At 65.9% G+C, this 17,355-nt stretch carries 13 protein-coding genes; 5 read left to right on the top strand and 8 right to left on the bottom strand.

Going from position 1 to position 17,355, the window contains the following annotated elements; all coding sequences use genetic code 11:
* Window positions 1-27: 27 nt before the first annotated feature.
* Window positions 28-1,095, bottom strand: a complete 1,068-nt coding sequence (locus tag J7I85_RS11955) for an ATP-dependent DNA ligase (protein ID WP_214851972.1) — start codon at window positions 1,093-1,095, stop codon at window positions 28-30.
* A gap of 80 nt (window positions 1,096-1,175) precedes the next feature.
* Between J7I85_RS11955 and J7I85_RS11950 the strand changes: the two genes are divergently transcribed.
* Together J7I85_RS11950 and J7I85_RS11945 are read left to right on the top strand one after the other, a co-directional pair.
* Window positions 1,176-2,147: a TIGR03885 family FMN-dependent LLM class oxidoreductase gene (locus J7I85_RS11950; protein WP_214851971.1), complete on the top strand. Its 972-nt coding sequence runs from the start codon at window positions 1,176-1,178 to the stop codon at window positions 2,145-2,147.
* Window positions 2,144-3,838 (top strand): alpha-amylase family protein, encoded by a 1,695-nt coding sequence (locus J7I85_RS11945; protein ID WP_214851970.1) that lies wholly within the window; start codon window positions 2,144-2,146, stop codon window positions 3,836-3,838. The genes J7I85_RS11950 and J7I85_RS11945 overlap by 4 nt, the downstream gene beginning before the upstream one ends.
* Window positions 3,839-3,866: 28 nt before the next feature.
* Here the strand turns inward: J7I85_RS11945 and J7I85_RS11940 are convergent, their stop codons facing one another.
* Window positions 3,867-5,642 carry an alpha-glucosidase gene (locus J7I85_RS11940; protein WP_214851969.1) on the bottom strand — a complete coding sequence of 592 codons (1,776 nt, stop codon included), beginning with the start codon at window positions 5,640-5,642 and terminating at the stop codon, window positions 3,867-3,869.
* 263 nt (window positions 5,643-5,905) lie between these two features.
* The gene (locus J7I85_RS11935) at window positions 5,906-9,067 is read right to left on the bottom strand and encodes a glucan 1,4-alpha-glucosidase (RefSeq protein WP_214851968.1); all 3,162 of its coding nucleotides are present in this window, start codon (window positions 9,065-9,067) and stop codon (window positions 5,906-5,908) included.
* A gap of 150 nt (window positions 9,068-9,217) precedes the next feature.
* On the opposite strand from J7I85_RS11935, the gene J7I85_RS11930 reads away from it, so the two are divergent.
* Window positions 9,218-10,483, top strand: a complete 1,266-nt coding sequence (locus J7I85_RS11930) for an ROK family transcriptional regulator (RefSeq protein ID WP_214851967.1) — start codon at window positions 9,218-9,220, stop codon at window positions 10,481-10,483.
* A 171-nt stretch (window positions 10,484-10,654) separates the two neighbouring features.
* Window positions 10,655-10,891, top strand: coding sequence for a hypothetical protein (locus J7I85_RS11925; protein WP_102972536.1), 237 nt, complete (start codon window positions 10,655-10,657; stop codon window positions 10,889-10,891).
* A gap of 5 nt (window positions 10,892-10,896) precedes the next feature.
* On the opposite strand, the gene J7I85_RS11920 is transcribed toward J7I85_RS11925, so the two are convergent.
* From J7I85_RS11920 to J7I85_RS11905, 4 genes are all read right to left on the bottom strand, one after another.
* Window positions 10,897-11,184 (bottom strand): MoaD/ThiS family protein, encoded by a 288-nt coding sequence (locus J7I85_RS11920; protein WP_214851966.1) that lies wholly within the window; start codon window positions 11,182-11,184, stop codon window positions 10,897-10,899.
* A 9-nt stretch (window positions 11,185-11,193) separates the two neighbouring features.
* Window positions 11,194-12,324: a sialidase family protein gene (locus J7I85_RS11915; RefSeq protein WP_214851965.1), complete on the bottom strand. Its 1,131-nt coding sequence runs from the start codon at window positions 12,322-12,324 to the stop codon at window positions 11,194-11,196.
* Window positions 12,325-12,399: 75 nt separating this feature from the next.
* Window positions 12,400-12,687: a hypothetical protein gene (locus tag J7I85_RS11910; protein WP_214851964.1), complete on the bottom strand. Its 288-nt coding sequence runs from the start codon at window positions 12,685-12,687 to the stop codon at window positions 12,400-12,402.
* A gap of 816 nt (window positions 12,688-13,503) precedes the next feature.
* Window positions 13,504-14,310: an aminoglycoside 6-adenylyltransferase gene (locus J7I85_RS11905; RefSeq protein ID WP_214851963.1), complete on the bottom strand. Its 807-nt coding sequence runs from the start codon at window positions 14,308-14,310 to the stop codon at window positions 13,504-13,506.
* 75 nt (window positions 14,311-14,385) lie between these two features.
* Between J7I85_RS11905 and J7I85_RS11900 the strand changes: the two genes are divergently transcribed.
* The gene (locus J7I85_RS11900) at window positions 14,386-15,120 is read left to right on the top strand and encodes a phosphotransferase enzyme family protein (protein ID WP_214851962.1); all 735 of its coding nucleotides are present in this window, start codon (window positions 14,386-14,388) and stop codon (window positions 15,118-15,120) included.
* A gap of 430 nt (window positions 15,121-15,550) precedes the next feature.
* Here J7I85_RS11900 and J7I85_RS11895 read toward each other — a convergent pair whose 3' ends face one another.
* On the bottom strand, window positions 15,551-17,296 hold the full coding sequence (locus tag J7I85_RS11895; protein ID WP_214851961.1) for a glycoside hydrolase family 13 protein: 1,746 nt from the start codon (window positions 17,294-17,296) through the stop codon (window positions 15,551-15,553).
* Window positions 17,297-17,355: the final 59 nt, after the last annotated feature.

Below are 17,355 nucleotides of genomic sequence, written 5' to 3'. Positions count from 1 at the left end.
GGACCGCCGTCGGGGTTTAAACAGCGATCAGGTGGCGAGCACCTCGGCGAGGTCGAACTTCACCGGTTCCTCGAGCTGTTCATAGTTACAGGACTCCGGGTCCCGGTCCGGGCGCCAGCGCACGAACTGCGCCGTGTGGCGGAACCGCTCGCCTTCCATGTGGTCGTATTTCACTTCCAGCACCCGTTCGGGCCTCAAAGGCGTGAAGGACAGGTCCTTCCCCGCGCTCCACCGGCTGCCCTCCGCGTTGCGGGGTGTCCGGGCGCCCTCCTCCTGCTTCGCCCAGGCCCACGGGTGCTCGTCGAAACTGGTGACCAGGGGCTGGAGTTCCTCGAAAAGCTCCTTGCGCCGCTTCATGGGAAACGCCCCCACCACGCCCACGCTGGCGAGTTCGCCGTCGGGCTTGTACAGGCCCAGCAGCAGCGACCCGATCGTGTCCGGACCGCTCTTGTGCACGCGGTAGCCGGCCAGGACGCAGTCGGCGGTCCGTTCGTGCTTGATCTTGAACATCACACGCTTGTCCGGCTGGTACGGCCCGTCCAGCGGCTTGGCAATGATCCCGTCCAGGCCGGCGCCCTCGAACTGGTGGAACCACTTTCCGGCCAGCTCCGGATCCTGCGTGGCGGCCGTCAGGTGGACCGGGGCGCTGGCGGAGGCGAAGGCCTGTTCCAGGGCCGCGCGTCGCTCCGCGAAGGGACGGCCGCTGAAGTCTTCGTCGCCGAGGGCCAGCAGATCAAACGCCACGAACTTCGCCGGCGTCTGCTCGGAGAGCATCTTGACCCTGCTGGCGGCGGGGTGGATCCGCTGCTGCAGGGCGTCGAAGTCCAGCCGGTCCCCGGAGGAGCCCACCAGGATGATCTCGCCGTCGAGCACGCATTTGGGCGGCAGGTTGGCCTTCAGCGCCTCCACGAGCTCGGGGAAGTAGCGCGTCATCGGCTTCTCGTTGCGGCTGCCGATCTCCACGTCGTCGCCGTCGCGGAAGATGATGGAGCGGAATCCATCCCACTTGGGCTCGTAGCTCAGGCGGCCTTCGGGGATGGCGCCGACCGATTTGGCCAGCATGGGGGCGACGGGGGGCATGACCGGCAGCTGCATAGGCCCCATTCTTGCCCGGCACCCGCCCGGGCGCCACCCCCACCCTCGACATGACCACCGCCCCCCGGTAGACATTAACGATGGCAGCTATCGGTTTCCACGCATCGCACGAACAGATCAGCCCCGGCCAGCTCCTGAAGGACGTCCAACGTGCCGAGGAGGCCGGCTTCGACGCCGCCATGTGCTCGGACCACATCGAACCGTGGTCGGCGCGGCAGGGGCACTCGGGGTTCGCGTGGTCCTGGCTCGGGGCTGCCCTCGCCAGCACCAGCCTGCGCTTCGGCGTGGTCACCGCGCCGGGACAGCGGTACCACCCGGCCATCATCGCCCACGCCTCGGCCACGCTGGCATCCATGTTTCCCGGCCGGTTCTGGATGGCTCCGGGCAGCGGCGAGAACATGAACGAGCACGTCACCGGCGACCCCTGGCCGCTGAAGGAAACCCGGCAGCAAAGGCTGGAGGAGTGCGTGGACGTCATCCGCCGGCTGCACGCGGGCGAGGAGGTGACGCACCACGGCCTGGTCACCGTGGAGCAGGCACGGATCTGGGATGTGCCGTCGCCACCGCCGCCCCTGATCGCGCCGGCCATCAGCGTGGAGACCGCCCGCCGCGCCGCCGGCTGGGCAGACGGCCTGGTAACGGTGAACCAGCCGGCCGAAAAGCTCACCGAAATGCTGGCGGCGTACCGGGCCGAAGGCGGCAAAGGGAAGGCGGTGCTGCAGATCCACCTGTCCTGGGCTCCGCGGGAGGAGGACGCCGTCGCCATTGCCCTGGACCAGTGGCGTTCGAACGTCTTCGCCCCGCCCATCCCCTGGGACCTGCCGACGGCGGCGCACTTCGACGGCGTCAGCGCCGACGTCGGGGAGGCCCAGGTCCGGAAAACGGTGAACGTGTCCGCCAGCCTGGACCGCCACGTGCAATGGCTGGGCGAGTATCTGGACCTCGGCTTCGACGAGCTGTACCTCCACTTTGTGGGGCAAGACCAGGCGCCGTTCATCGACGCCTTCGCGGGCAGCGTCCTGCCGCAGCTGCGGAAGGTGCCGGTGGCATGAACATCGCGGAGACATCGGACCTGTGGTGGAAAACCGCCGTCATCTACTGCCTGGACGTGGAAACCTTCTTTGACCACGACGGCGACGGCACCGGTGATTTCAGTGGCCTGACCCAGCGCGTGGACTACCTGGCGGCGCTGGGCGTGAACTGCATCTGGCTCATGCCGTTCTACCCGTCCCCGGACCGCGACGACGGCTACGACGTGACGGACTTCTTCGACGTCGACCGCCGGCTCGGCACGTTGGGCGACTTTGTCGAGTTCATCCGCACCGCGAAGGATCGCGGCATCCGGGTGATCGCCGACTTCGTGGTCAACCACACCTCCAACCAGCACCCCTGGTTCGTCGAGGCCCGCAAGTCCGTGGACAACCCGTACCGGGACTACTACGTCTGGCGGAGCGATCCGCCGCCGGACACGTCCTCCGAAGTGGTGTTCCCGGGCGAACAGACCTCCATCTGGACGCAGGACGATGCCACCGGCGAGTGGTACCTGCACATGTTCATGGAGCACCAGCCGGACCTTAACGTCACCAACCCCAAGGTGCGCAACGAGATCGCCAAGGCCATGGGCCTCTGGCTGGAGCTCGGGCTCGATGGTTTCCGGCTGGATGCGGTGCCGTTCTTCCTTGAGACCCTCGGTGCGCCCAAGGACGAGGCGGCCAACATCGATCCGCATGATTACCTCAGCGCCCTGCGCAGCTTCGTCAACCGGCGCAACGGCGGCGCGGTGCTGCTGGGGGAGGTGAACCTTCCGTACAAGGACCAGCTGGAGTATTTCGGCGGCGCCGAAGGCAACGAGCTGAACATGCAGTTCGACTTCATGTCCATGCAGCACATTTACCTCTCGCTCGCCCGACAGGACGCCCGGCCGCTGGCCGAGACGCTGAAGACGCGCCCCCGGCTGCACCCTGACAACCACTGGGCGATGTTCGTGCGCAACCATGACGAGCTCACGCTGGACAAGCTCAGCGACGGCGAGCGGGAGGAGGTTTTCGCCGCGTTCGGACCGGACAAGAACATGCAGCTCTACGGCCGGGGTCTGCGGCGCCGGCTGCCGCCGATGCTGGACGGCGACGCCGACCGGATCCGGATGGTCTACTCCCTGATGTTCTCCCTGCCCGGCACACCGGTGCTCTTCTACGGCGAGGAGATCGGCATGGGCGAGGACCTGCGGCAGAAGGGCCGCGCCGCCGTCCGCACGCCCATGCAATGGAACGACGAAAAGAACGGCGGCTTCTCGAGTGCCAAGGTGTCCGAGCTGGTGGTCCCGCTGCCCCGCGGGGAGTATGGCCCGGAAAAGGTCAACGCGGCCAGCGCCAAACGGGACCCCGAGTCGCTGTGGAACTTCATGGTCACGCTCATCCAGCGGTACCGCGAATCCCCGGAGCTGGGCTGGGGCGAGTTCGCCGTGCTCGAACAGCCGGAGCCGGCCGTGTTTGCGCACCGCTGCAGCTCAGCGGAGGCCACCGTGGTGCTGCTGCACAACTTCGGTGAGGCGCCGGTCAAGGTCACCGCCAACGTTGGATCCGGGGACAGTCCGCCCCAGGCCTTCAGGGACGCGATCCTCCTGGACCTGTTCGACGGCGGAAACGTTCCGTTGGAGGCCGACGGCGGGTTCACCGTTGAGCTGGGACGGTACGGCCACCGCTGGTTCCGAGTCCACCGGCCCGGCGACCGCCTGGCGCCCTGACCTAGGGCCGGCGGGCCCCGCGCCCCTGCTAAAGATTCCGGCGGAAGACCTTCACCTCCCAGGGACGCAGACCCAACGGCTGCAGTTCGCCGGGGTCCGGCGGATAGTTGCCCAGCACCAGCTCCGCCGTTCCCCAGCCGCCATCAACCCAGGTACCGTCGTCGACCTCCGCCATCCGGCCGGTCCCCGAAAAGTTGCCCAGCACCAGCAGTTCCGCTTCCGGAAGCGAGCGTTTGAACGCGTAGACGTGTTCGTCGTCGGGAAGCAGCATGCTGAAATCCCCGTAGGCCACGACGGGATCCGCGTGCCGGAGGGCGATCACCTTGCGGTAGAAGCTGTAGACGGAGTCGGGGTCATCAACCTGGGCGGCGGCGTTGATCGTGTTCGCGTTCGGGTTCACGGCAATCCAGGGCGCCCCGGTGGTGAAGCCGCCATGCCGGCTGGCATCCCACTGCACGGGTGTCCGCGCGTTGTCCCGGTTCAGCGGCGCCAGGGCAGCGAGAACCTCCGCGTCGGTGTGGCCCAGGTGCGTGGTGGCCTCACGGTGGTGGTTGAGGACTTCGATGTCGCGGTAGTCGCTGATGGCGCCGAACGCCATGTTGGTCATGCCCAGCTCTTCACCCTGGTACACGTACGGCGTGCCGCGGTGCAGGTGCAGGACTGCGGCAAGCATCTTCGCCGACAGCTCCCGGTGCTGGCCGTCGTCGCCGAATCTGGAGACGGCACGGGCCTGGTCGTGGTTGCCCCAGTAGAGGCTGTTCCAGCCGCGCCCGGCAAGCCCTTCCTGCCAGCGGCCCAGGGACTTCTTGAGGTCGGTGAGCAGCAGCTTCTTGGGCCGCCATTTGTTGCCGCCCTCCTGGTCGAGGGCCACGTGCTCGAACTGGAACACCATGTCCACCTCCCCGCGGCCGGGATCGGTGAAGAGGGCGGCGTCCTCGACGGTGACGCCCGGCATCTCGCCCACGGTCAGCAGGTCCTTGTCCCGCCCCGCGAAGACTTCCTGGTGCATCTCCTGGAGGAACTCGTGGATGCGCGGTCCGCAGATGAAGTGCGGGCCGCCGTCGCCGTAGAGCATCCCTTCAGCCTGCGGACCGTCCGGCAGCGACTGCTCCTTGGAAATAAAATTGATGACATCCATCCGGAAGCCGTCCACGCCGCGGTCCAGCCACCAGTTCATCATGTCGTACACGGCGGCCCGCACCTGCGGGTTTTCCCAGTTAAGGTCCGGCTGCTTCCTGGAGAACAGGTGCAGGTAGTACTCCCCCGTCTCGGCGTCATACTCCCAGGCCGGCCCCGAGAACGCAGAGCCCCAGTTGTTTGGCTCCGCACCGGGCATTCCGGGACCGGGTGCACCCGGCCCGGCGCCTTCGCGCGGCGGCCGCCACCAGTACCAGTCCCGCTTCGGATTGTCCTTGCTGGAGCGGGACTCCACGAACCAGGGGTGCTCGTCCGAGGTGTGGTTCACCACGAGGTCCATCACCAGCTTCATGTCCCGCGAATGCAGGCCGTCCAGCAGTTCGTCGAGGGTTAACAGGTCGCCGAACACGGGATCGATGTCGCGGTAGTCGCTGATGTCGTAGCCGTTGTCATCCTGCGGCGAGCGGTACACCGGGGACAGCCAGACGACGTCGACCCCCAGCTTTTTCAGGTAGTCGAGCTTGCCGATGATCCCGCGGAGGTCGCCGATGCCGTCGCCATCGGAATCCGCGAAGCTGCGTGGGTAGATCTGGTACACCACCGCGCTCTTGAACCATTCCCTGCCGGCCCGGTAGGCCGCTTCTGCCTCGGTTTCCTGGGTGGTCATCGCTGGCTCCTCCTGGTCGACGGTGGCGGGCTGCTGGCCCACTGAAAGTCTTGTTCCAGAAGAATCGGTGGTCAATGGCTTACGTCCGGGGAAGATCCGTGCCAACGGCGAACAGGTCCAGAAGGGCAACGACGTCATCTTCACGGGCACGCCTCCCGGAGCCGGAGTCGGCCGGATACCCCAGCGTTCCTCGCCCCGGGAGACGAACTCGTCACGTACATGCGCGGTGTCGACGAAATGCGCCACCGGATGCAGGCGTTCCCCTAGGGCTGGAGCCGCAGCATCGGCACTACAACAGGCGATCCTGCCCGCCAGTCGAGCACGGCTGACTGCGTCTGGCCCTCTCCAACGAGAACGTCCAAGGCGTTGGGGTCGCTCGTGTCCGTGTCCCTGGACGGGATGCTGCCGTCAAAGACTCCTGCTCCGCCGCCGAAGCGCCATTCCTTGATCCAGGACGGGTCGCCGGCTTCCCAGTACGCGCCGTCATACACGGGGCGCACGTTGCCGATACCCTCGCTGGCCTCCGCGTTGCCGAACATGGCGACTGACATCCGGGCCGTGGCGGGATCCAGCCCGCCGAGGGCTGCCTTGGGGACCCGGGTAACGATCTGCCGTGCCTCCGGAACAGCCAGCAGCGACACAGGTGAGGTGCGGGCGCCGTCCGGGGCGTAGACTCCGGCGCCGTCGAACCGGCCGTCGGTGACGATCACCGAATCCCAGGCGTGCTCCACATTGATGTTGGTGCCGGGCAGGCCCGGTGTTGCTCCGCCCTCGCCCGTGCCCAGGTAAATGTTGACGCGCTGGTGCGAAATGGCCTGCCCGCCCCACGGGTTGGTCACCTCGCCGACGATGGTGGACACGAAGGCATAGTCGTCCCCGGCGTCGTAAACCTCCACCCCGGTCAGGTCAAAGGCGCCCGGCACATACGCGCTGTTGGTCGGGTACTTGTAGGTGCCCGGGCCGTTGTCGTCGCCCGCGGGGTCCGCAAGCGCGCCGATGCGGCTGCCGTAGTAAAGGACGGTGCGGTCCTCGACGGCGGTGCCGCCATCTTCGGCGACCGCTGCGACGACGATCTTGTTCTTTGCACCGCTGAGGGGGACCTCCAGCGAGAAGGTTCCCTTTCCGTCGGTGCCCTGGGTGACGGGGGCCTCCGTGACGGTTCCGTTCACGGAAACATGCACCTTCGCTGCGCTCGTCGTTCCGCGGACGACGGCGGCCGCCGAGTCCGCCGTCGACAGCGCCTCCGGTGCGGTGAGCGCGAGTTCGGGGCTCGAAAGCGGAACTCCGCTTGTGTAGCGGGCGGCGACATTTTGGGGTGTCTCCACGGGAGCGCCCCCCTTCACACCGGCGGCCAGCCGGACGTACTGGGCCATGGCCCAGGAGAGCGGCGACGCCGAACCGGTGCTTCGCCCCAGTTCGTGGCCGTACGAGGTGGGCTCGTCCCGGTCCCAGACCTGCTCGGGGATCATGTAGCCGGCGTTAGCCGCAGAATGCATGGTCTGCAGGTGCGGCAGCGCATCCTGTCCGTTGGCGAGGGCGTATTCGCCGCGTTCACCGCTCAGGAGGGGCCAGAGGCGGCCGATGCCGGTGCCGTCCCACGGCGAGCCGTCGGCCTTTTCGCCGTAGCCGTCATAGGTGTAACGGTGCCACATCCGCCCGCCCGGCGTTTCCTGGGAGATCGAGGCGTCGGTTTCCGCCAGGGAGTCGGCGACGTAGGGGTCGGCCGGTGCCTTCACGCCGAGCCGGACGAACTCCAGGAACCCGCCGTCCAGGACGGCATTCTCGGGGTGCACCCCGGCGCCGTTGCCCCAATCGCGAGTGGCGCCGTCGTTGGGGTTGCCGGTGGCGCTGATGCGCAGGTAATACTTGCCGTCGCCCACCGGGCCGTTGGTGGTGAACATCCATTTCTCGGTGTTGCGCTGCCATTCGTCCGCCGTGGCGCGGTAAATGGCCGCGGAACCGGCGTCGCCGTTCTTCGCCGCGATGTCGCCCGCGGCGGCGAGCGCCGCAATCTGGGAGGCAAGGGTGGAGGTCGAGTATCCGCCGGTCTCTTCCCAGCGCTCCTGCGGCGTCCTGGGACCGGCCGCAACGAGGTAATCGGCGGCGGGCTTGAGCTCGTCGCGGTAGAACGAGGGGTCAGTACGGCCGATCTGGTTCGCCAGCAGGATGGGGAATGCCGTCTCGTCCAGCTGGATGCCGTTCTGGCCGATCGTCCCGTCCACGCGTGAGGTCTGCGGGAAATGCCCGTCCGGCTGCTGCTGGTACCTGAACAGCCATTCGACGCCCCGGGCAGCGGCATCCTCGTCACCGGCTGCCAGCAGAGCGGTTACGGACTGGTACATGTCCCGTGCCCAGACGGCGTGGTAGCCTTCGCGGTGGGTTTCGGCGCTGGCCACCTGGCCCCACGGAATAGTCAGCGAGGCGATGAAAGCGCCGGGGAAGGTCTTGTCCTCGTGGGATTTCACCGTCATAAGGGATACGTCGTACTGGGTGCGGAGGTCACCCTGCAGTGAATCGGCGGGCTTGTCCAACGACTTCAGGTACTTCTTCCACTCCGCCGTGTAGCTCTTGCTGACCTTCTTGTACCCGGCCTTGAGGCTCGCCTTGGCGGTGGCGAGTGCCTCGGACGTCCCGGCACCGAAGCCCAGGGCCAGCGAAAAGTCGGTTTTCCCGCCTGCCGCCAGCGGAATCTGCCCGGTCTGCGAAATGTTCCCGGGGCCTGCCGTTGCGGAGGCGTTGTCCAGCCGGCCATCGGCAGCGAGGTCGGTCCAGCCGTCGCTGGTTCCCACGTAGCCGTTGGCGGCAGCACTGAATCCCACCGAGGAAACGAGCGCGGTGGCCACGGGAGTGGCTGCGTCTGCGGGGTCGGAGGCCAGGAGAGCACCGTCCGACACACTGCCGGAGTCTCCCCCGGAGGTTCCCGCCAGAGACGGGTCGGAGAGAACGAACAGCTGGTAGTCACCGCCGTCGAGCACTTCGAACGTGACGCCCAGCATCACGGTGGAGCGCTGGGGGTCAGTGACATAAGTCTTGGTGAGCCGCCAGCGGCCAGCGTTGTCCGTGGTGGTCTGGCGGTAGCTGAGGGCCTTCGGATCGGCAAGGTCCACCGTGCGGGTGGTCTGTTCACTCTCGCGCTGGGCTGTGGTGCCGTCACTGACGGCGAACTGCAGCTCCCGGGTGTTGGGGGTGTCGGCCCGCGGGTAGTACACCTCGCTCATGGTGCCTTCAGTAAGCGTGTACCAGACCTTCGAGGCCGGGTTGAGGGACGTGCCTACGCCCTCCTTGTCCCCCTTGGTCCAGGTGGCGGCGGCGCCCGGCGAGCCGGGCGCATCGCTTGCCTCCGCCATGGCCGGGATCACGCCCAGCGACGAAACCACCACCGCGAGGGCGGTTGCGGTACAGGCGGATTTAAGGCGTTGCTTCATTGCTCTCCTCAAAAGTGGGTGCGAAAGTGTCCGCCGGAAGGCCGTGAAGTAACCCCCAGACTGAACGAAGCAGGTTTATTAATAGCTTTAATAAACCTCTGCCAGCTAGTATGGGAGAGCATTTGTCCGGGCGTCAAGGGTGGGGAAAATATGTCGGCGAAGCGTACAGCCGCCACCGCCCCGGTCCTGCGCCGGATCACCGCGGAGGCCGTCCTCCAAGCGTTCGTGGCCGGAGGCGAGCTGACGGCCGGCGACCTCATTGCGGCAACGGGGCTCTCCCGCCCCACGGTCCACTCCGTATGCGATGAACTCATCGGCCTGGGATGGGTTCGGGAAACGGACGCCGCCTCTGCTCCGGCGGCATCCCTGCCTGCCACTTCGGGGGGACAGCCGGCAGGCATCGGACCCAACGCGGGAGGGCGTCCATCGCGCCGGTATTCCCTCAACGCCGCCGCCGGATTCGTGGCGGGAATCGACCTCGGTGCCACCAAGATCTCGTGCTGCCTGGCTGACCTCCGCGGTCAGATCCTGGTGGAAGCCACCGAACCGTGGCGGGATGAACACGTGGGCGCTCCCGAGCGCGTCATGACCGCTCGCCGCATCATGCGGGCACTGCTCGATGAGGCAGGCCTGAAGGCCGGAACCGTGCTGGCGGCAGGCATGGCTGTGCCGGCTCCGGTTACTGATGACGGCCATGCCGTCGCGCTGGAGTCCTACCTGCCGGGACTGGCTTCCCTGGACCTGCGCGCGGCCCTTCAGCCGGACTTTGAGTGGCCCCTGCTGGTGGACAACGACGCCAACCTTGCAGTGTTGGCGGAACGCTGGTGCGGGTCCGCCCAAGGCGTGGACAACGTCGTCGTCCTCCTGGCCGGCGAGCGTCTCGGGGCTGGCATCTGCCTCGGCGGAAGGCTGATCCGCGGCAACGGAGCAGCGGGCGAAATGCGCTTCCTGGAGTTGGTCGAGGGCGTGGGCAACACGGATGCGGTCGGGGGCATGTGCCGGGAGCTTGGCGCCATCGCCGCTGCGGAGATCCTTGCCGGCGACCGTCCCGAGACCCCCGTCGGGAGCGTCCTTGTGGAACTCTGCGGGCACCGCCCCGAGGACGTCACCGCCGAGATGGTGGTTGAGGCCGCCCGCCGCGGCGAGCCGGCCGCCGTCGAAGTGGTGGCAGTGGTGATGGAGCGCACGGCGCGGGCGGCAGCGGTAGTGAGCACACTCCTTGACCCCGAACTGCTGGTCCTGGCGGGTGGTCCCGCCGGCAGCGGGGACGTGCTGCTTCCCGTCTTCGAGCAAAAGCTGAGCCAGCTTAACTCGGCCCGGCCCCGGCTGGCCGCCTCCACACTCGGGGAGCACTCCGCACTCGTGGGGGCCGTCCGCATGGCGCTGGACCACGCATTAGAGCGCCTCCTCGCCTAGCCGCCGCCTGTTCCGCGGCAGTTCGGGACGCCCATTTCCGACGCGGAAACGGCCTTGGCGCCGGAAACTAACCGGGCGCTAACGGGCAGGAAACGCGGGCGCAACAATGCGGCGCCACACTTGGTTGTGCCGGCAATTGCAGGCACCAGCTCCAGCTCAGGAGGCCACGCCATGTTGAAGGAAGCCAAACCCCACATCACCCGGGTCCGTGCCCTGGACCAGCTGCATCGCGGCGACGAGATCGAGGCCCGCCTGTCGGTGGGCCCCAGCTATGACGACGTCATCGTCCGCCGCGGCAGCGTCCAGGAGACGGCCCCGGGCATCGGCGTCGTCTGGATCATGGATCATCACTCGGGCATGCGCAAGGCCATCAATACGGACGAATGCAGCGTCTGGCGCGTCGCCTGAGCCAGCTAACCGCCAGCCACGGACTGAATAATCAGCACTTCCTGGCCGGCAGAAACTTCCGTTTCCAGGCCGCGGAGACGCCGGACCTCCTCACCGTTCACGTAAATATTCACGTAACGGCGGAGCGCACCCGTCTCGTCCCGCAGCCGCCTGGCGAGCACGGGGTAGGTCCCGGTCACGGAATCCAGCAACCAACCCACAGTCACCGCCCCGTCGGCGGGTGTAGTCAGTATGGACTGCCCGCCGGCGAGCGGCTGGAGGACGCCGGGAAGGACCACGCTGATCTCAGCCACTGCACGTCATCACTTGGGAGTCCCCGCTGCAACCGGGGCTCCGGCCACTACGGCAGCGCGAACGCACAGCACATCCGGAAGGTGGGACGCCACCTCGGCAAAGGTTTCACCTTCGTCGGCGCTGGCGTACACCGCGCCCCCGCGCGTTCCGAAGTAGACCCCGGCGGGCTCAGCGGAATCCACGCCGGCCGCGTCACGGAGGACGGCATTGAATTCTGACTGCGGCAGGCCGGAGTCCAGGCGCTTCCACGTGGCGCCGGCGTCGTCGGTACGGTGCACGGCGAGCTTTCCGTCCGGGGGGATGCGTTCGCCGTCGGCTTTCAGGGGAACAACCCAGGCCGTGCCTGCCCGCCTGGGGTGCGTCAGCATGACGAACCCGAAATCGGCCGGCAGGCCCTCCGCTATCGATTCCCAGTTCTCGGCATTGTCGTCGGTGCGGTACACGCCGTGGTGGTTCTGCGCGTAAAGGCGGCCTTCGACGGCGGCATCCGCCGCAATTTTGTGCACGCACTGGCCGAATTCCGGGTTGGGATCGGGCATGAAGTAGGCGGAGATGCCCTTGTTCCGCGGCTCCCAGGACGTCCCGCCGTCGAGCGAGCGGTAGACGCCTCCCGTGCTCATTGCCACGTGCACGTCGTCCCCGGAGGGGTTGACCACGATCGAGTGGGCGGCCGCGCCGCCATATCCTGCGCCCCATTCGCTGCGGTGCGGGTGGTCCCACAGTCCGCGGTTCAGCTCGAAGTGGTCTCCGCCGTCGGTCGATTTCCACACCGAAATCGGCTCCGCACCGGCCCAGACCACCCCCGGGCGTGATTCGGCGTCGGGGTAGATCTGCCAGATGCGTTCCACGGCGGCGTCGGTGCCTTCGGGGAACTTGATGGCGCCCTGCTCGGGCTCGGTCCAGCTGGCGCCGAGGTCATCCGAGTGGGCAACGTAGGGGCCCCAATGCTCGGACCGCACCCCCACCATGATGCGTGTGCGGCCGTCCCGCGTGTCGATTCCGATGCTCGGTATCTCGCTCATCAGGAAGTGCGGGCCGGAGAAGGACCATTGCTTCCGGTCCTGGCTGGTGGCCAGCCAGAGGCCTTTTTTGGTCCCGATCGCTAAAACGAAACTCTCTGAGGCATTCATGCACCCCATGCAATCACTCCGGCGGAGGGGCTGCAATGGTTTGGGCCCCCACGGATTTTCCTGGGTCCGTTGCCCGGGCGGGACCTAGGACCCGGTCCTCGCACCGGCTTTGGCGGTGCCGGCTTTCGCGGCATGACGGTTTCGCCACCACCGGCGGATCAGGTCGGCGGCGGCCAGAACTCCGGCCAGGGGCGTAAGGACGGCGGCGGCGTAAACGAACAGTAGCCATGTCAGCGTGGCGATCGGAGGCTGGCTCCGGCTCAGCAAAGACAGGCCACCTAACAGGCCCGCCACCCAGAAGAGCACCACCAGCGTCAGCACGGCCGCTGCCGGAAAGTACTCGTTCCGCACCACCCTTTTTAAGGTTTCCACCACTGATCCTCCTGTGCCTTGCATCCCCATGAGACCAGTATGCGACGCAGACCCGTTGTGACAGAGACGGCACGGCGAACGTGTGATGAACACAACCGCTGCCTGGCCTGGCTACATTCTGTCAGCCCATGCGACTACACTGAATTATCGAAAATATATTCCCATTAGCTCTCGGCGAGTCTTCCCGCTCAGGGCATGGGTTTTACGTCTAAGACACCTGTCTTCAATGACTTGGCAGCGGGATCACGAGGAACCGACAGAGACAGGGTCGAATGCGTTCGGGCCCCGCGTGAGTTTTTGCTCACTTACGCCCTCAGGAAGCCGCTAGCGCTAGCGGAAAGGATCCCCTCGCTGGGGCGGTGGCGTCGCACATCCAAGCTCGTGAACTCTGCTGTTCGTAGACTGCTGCCCGATCCTTGCGTGCCCCATTGACCAGATTCCGCGGGGACCCGCAACGGTCGTCAGCCGTGCGCCACGTTCGCATGGAGACTTTTCGGTCAGGGCGCTGCGTTTTCTTTCTCCGTGATCCCCGACGTGGGCTTTGATCGGACCAGTTGTGATTCCTGCCTTGCCCCGCGATGCCCGCCGGTTTCCGTAGAATGACGTCGCTTGGGGGGCAGCCCGTTGCAAGCCCAGCGATTCTCGAATCAACCTATTCTCGAAATCCTTCGTTTCCAAGAACTCTAAAAGTAGCCTCTCAATTCGAAGTCCGGCTGCACGAAATGTCTGAAGCCCCTTGCATTTGAGCGCGAACTGGACTACCACCCCCCCGAGCGCGGCTTGCCCTCTTCCGGACACGTTGGCTGTAAAGGATTTCTACAGATCGATTCCGAGTTCGTGCCGCCATAGCCGCGTGGCTGCCAGTTCCAGCTCGGTTGGCCAGATGGCGTGGCACACGTCGGCGAGCCTTCGGGCTCTGGTCAAGTACTCTACGGCCAAAGTCCGTTGCGCCTCCCGTAGGCCAATCTCGGTGAGCCCGATGGCTGGCAGCCGCTCCAGGCAGTCCTGTTGCTCCGTGGTCAGATGCCTGGCAACCCGTTTGGCCCCTGTCTCGTTCAGGATCCCGTTCTCTGCCAGCATCAGCGGAATCAACAGACCATCGCGCATCATCACGGTTGTTTGCGAGAGTGCAATGAGATCGCCGCGTTGGAAGGCAGTGACGGCGTTACCCATCAGGTACAGGAAAATTTGGGTCTGCTGCGCCGGGAAGAACGGCGGCCCCGAGGAGACCTCCGCCGCCGATGTGCTGGGTATCAGCGCATCTTTATCCACCAGTACCTGCCGCGGTGTCTCCTGGCGTAGTTCATCTTCCACCGAGTGAAGGTTCAGATCGATGTGGACCCAATCACGTGTAAGACAGATGAAGGCCGCGGATAATCCCGGGATGGCATCCGCCAGCACCAGAGGCATCAGCGAGCCCAGCCATTCAACAGCGCCGAACGTCTCGGGTTCCTCAACGATGAGGTGCAGGCCGATGTCGCTCCATGCATCGGCCTCACCCCGTGCAAACGAGCCTTCCAGCCATGCAGCACGCACTCGAAGGTCGTCACTGCACGCCGCGAGCAATTGGAGGAGTGCGGGGCGAAGCCGAGCCGGGACGTCAGCAGCGGTGATAAGAACCATCCACCGATACTTCCAGTAAAGAGGCTCTGCACGAGTGGGCCGCCGGGCTGTATGCGCCGCGGCTAATCTTGTCGGATGGGATACAAGCGTGCGATCCGTGTCAACGAGAATGCGGTGGAGCGCCCGGTGAAACCGTGGACACCGACGGTACATGCCCTTCTCACGCATTTGCATGATTCGGGGTTGCCCGTTCCAAGGCCCCTTGATTTCGGCGATGCAGTCGAGCATGTGACCCTTGTTCCCGGCGAAGCTGGAGCGGATGCATGGGCTCATCAGCTCAGCGTCGAGTCGGTTCGTTCTGCTGGCCGGCTGCTGCGCAGGGTTCATGATGCGACGGTCGGCTGGGTGCCACCGACGGATGCGACGTGGGCGGTGCCCTTCTCGCCAGGCGAAGTAATCTGCCATGGCGACCCGCAGCCAGCTAACTTCACGTGGCGCAACGGTGTCGCCGTCGGCCTGTTTGATTGGGATATGGCGCGTCCGGCGAGCAGGTTGAGCGACGTTGCATATGCCTTGGAGTGGTTCGCTCCGTTCGAGGATGACCCGGCCGAGCTTCGATCCCGCGGGTTCGATAAAACGGTGAACCGACGAACTCGCACCGCCGCATTCCTTGACGGATACGGGTGGGAGGGACCTCTTGATGTGGTTGCTGCCGTCACCGCCCGGCAGCAGATTGCGATTGATGAGGTGGTCTATCTCGGCGGGCTCGGTCACCACCCGCAGGCCGAGTGGGTCGCGGCCGGCTGGCCAGCACGGTGGAGCTCGAAGTTGACAACCACCCGTCGAGTCGGCGAGAAGCTGTGGCTCTAGTCGTGGCGCAGTCGTGGATTACGCGCGAAAGGAAGCGCATCGGGGAACGAGGCATCATGACCCACGCAGCCTTCGGGTTCGGCGTGAACGAAGAATGGATAGCTGGCCCTCCGACACATGCTTCAACTCAGAGTGGCGGCGGTTTAGCTGACCCTTCACCGAACCTCTACCGGCATACTCCTCGACGGTAAGACAACGCTGTGGCGGCTTTGATTCGCGTACGGCCGGGGCGGCTGGGCGCATTTGTGGTCGTTCCAGGCTTCGGAACGACCACCAATGCAATTAACTTTGTGGGAGTTAGCGCACCATCATGACGTGGCTGACGGGATCGAGCTGGAAGCGTCTGCAGCCTCCACACAGGCTTTGGTCATGACCTACGCTGCCGTGGGTTCTGCATCGGACCTGCCAACCGGTGTGGGAGGATTTGGGCTCAGCGCACCCACGCCGTGGTGTTTGCTGGGAGTTTGCCATCTTCCATCGGCGCGCTGCTGACCAGCACGGTTCCGGAGGGAAGGCCGACAGGGGTGTCCCCGAAGTTGGTGATGGACTGCCAGCCGCCGGGGCGGTTGAAGTGCAGGACGTCCGGGTTGCCGGTCTCGATCCATTCCAGCTCTTCGTCAGCCTGGAGCTCTCGGCGCAGCCGCAGGGCGGCGCGGTAGAGCTCCAAGGTGGAACCTTCGGTCCCGTCCTGAGCCTCCACCGCGTACTTGCTGAACCAGTCCGGTTGGGGCAGGTGCGCGCCACCGTCACCGAAGCCGAAGGCGGTACCTTCCACCTTCCACGGCAGGGGCACGCGGCAGCCGTCGCGGCCCACTTCCACGCCCTTGTTCCGGAAGAACGCGGGGTCCTGGCGCTCCCAATCGGGAATTTCCGCGACTTCCTGGAGGCCGAGTTCCTCTCCCTGGTACAGGTAGGCCGAACCGGGCAGGGCGAACATCAGCAGGGATGCGGCGCGGGCGCGGCGCAGGCCAAGTTCGACGTCGAGTTCCTCGGCCGGCCCGCCCGCCAGCAGCCAGGCCTTGCCGTCCTGGCCCTTGGGCTCGGTCGCCGTCACGTCCTGGGCGGCGTTGGTTCCCTGGGCTGCCGTGGTATTGCCCTTGGAAAGGCCGTAGCGGGTGGCGTGGCGGACAACGTCGTGGTTGGAGAACACCCAGGTCGAGGATGCCCCCGTTTCCTTGGCCGCGATGAGGTTGTCCGTAATGATCTTCTTGAACTTCGGCGCCTCAAAGTCGGCCTGCAGGAGGTCGAAGTTGAAGGCCTGGCCCAGCCCTTCGGGGCTGGCATACCGGGCACGGCGCGTCTCGTGTACCCACGCCTCGGCAACAGCTGTCCGCGGCGGGTTGTACTCGTTGAAGAGTTTGCGCCATTCGGCATACACCTCGTGGACCTCGTTGCGGTCCCAGAACGGATGTGAACCGTCTATATACCCCTCGGCGCCGGCCTTGGCTTCCAGCTCAGCCTTCAACGGCAGCGGCTCGGTGAGGTCCTTTGCCATGCCGTGGGCGACGTCGATGCGGAAGCCGTCCACGCCGCGATCGGACCAGAAACGCAGGGTCTTCAGGAAGTCCCCGCGGACTTCCGGGTTGTCCCAGTTAAAGTCCGGCTGTTCCTTGGCGAAGATGTGCATGTACCACTGGCCCGGCGTACCATCCGGCTCCGTGATGCGTTCCCAGACCGGTCCGCCGAACACCGAGTCCCAGTCCGACGGCGGCAGCTCCCCGTTGTCGCCATTGCCGTCACGGAAGATGTAGCGGTCGCGCGCCGCGGAACCCTTCGGCGAGGCGAGGGCCTCTTTGAACCATTCATGACGGTCAGATGAGTGGTTGGGCACGATGTCTGCCATCAGCTTGATGCCGGCGGCGTGCAGGGCAGCGGCCATCTCGTCGAAGTCTTCGAGCGTTCCCAGTTTCGGGTCCACGTCGCGGTAATCATCGACGTCGTAGCCGCCGTCAGCCAGCGCCGACGGGTAGAACGGACTCAGCCACACGGCGTCGATCCCCAAGGACTTCAGGTACGGGACCTTGGCGGTGATGCCTTTGATGTCGCCGATGCCGTCGCCGTTGGAGTCGGCGAAGCTGCGCGGGTAGATCTGGTAGACGGCGGCCTGGCGCCACCAGTTCGGATCGGCCATGCGCTCGGATTCAGAGGAGTTTGCCAGGGTGGCGGTTATGGACAAAGGGTGATCCTTTTCTTGTTGTAGCTGCTTATTGCTGATGGGCTCGTTATTGCTGATGA

It is taken from the genome of Arthrobacter sp. ISL-65, assembly GCF_018613795.1.
Classification (GTDB): domain Bacteria; phylum Actinomycetota; class Actinomycetes; order Actinomycetales; family Micrococcaceae; genus Arthrobacter.
This window is presented reverse-complemented; position numbering and strand designations above follow the sequence as displayed.

What these genes read in the sequence shown, in the direction of transcription:
- J7I85_RS11955 (WP_214851972.1), bottom strand. Translation starts at nt 1,095, where the DNA reads ATGCAGCTGCCGGTCATGCCCCCCGTCGCCCCCATGCTGGCCAAATCG.
- J7I85_RS11950 (WP_214851971.1), top strand. Translation starts at nt 1,176, where the DNA reads ATGGCAGCTATCGGTTTCCACGCATCGCACGAACAGATCAGCCCCGGC.
- J7I85_RS11945 (WP_214851970.1), top strand. Translation starts at nt 2,144, where the DNA reads ATGAACATCGCGGAGACATCGGACCTGTGGTGGAAAACCGCCGTCATC.
- J7I85_RS11940 (WP_214851969.1), bottom strand. Translation starts at nt 5,642, where the DNA reads ATGACCACCCAGGAAACCGAGGCAGAAGCGGCCTACCGGGCCGGCAGG.
- J7I85_RS11935 (WP_214851968.1), bottom strand. Translation starts at nt 9,067, where the DNA reads ATGAAGCAACGCCTTAAATCCGCCTGTACCGCAACCGCCCTCGCGGTG.
- J7I85_RS11930 (WP_214851967.1), top strand. Translation starts at nt 9,218, where the DNA reads ATGTCGGCGAAGCGTACAGCCGCCACCGCCCCGGTCCTGCGCCGGATC.
- J7I85_RS11925 (WP_102972536.1), top strand. Translation starts at nt 10,655, where the DNA reads ATGTTGAAGGAAGCCAAACCCCACATCACCCGGGTCCGTGCCCTGGAC.
- J7I85_RS11915 (WP_214851965.1), bottom strand. Translation starts at nt 12,324, where the DNA reads ATGGGGTGCATGAATGCCTCAGAGAGTTTCGTTTTAGCGATCGGGACC.
- J7I85_RS11905 (WP_214851963.1), bottom strand. Translation starts at nt 14,310, where the DNA reads ATGGTTCTTATCACCGCTGCTGACGTCCCGGCTCGGCTTCGCCCCGCA.
- J7I85_RS11900 (WP_214851962.1), top strand. Translation starts at nt 14,386, where the DNA reads ATGGGATACAAGCGTGCGATCCGTGTCAACGAGAATGCGGTGGAGCGC.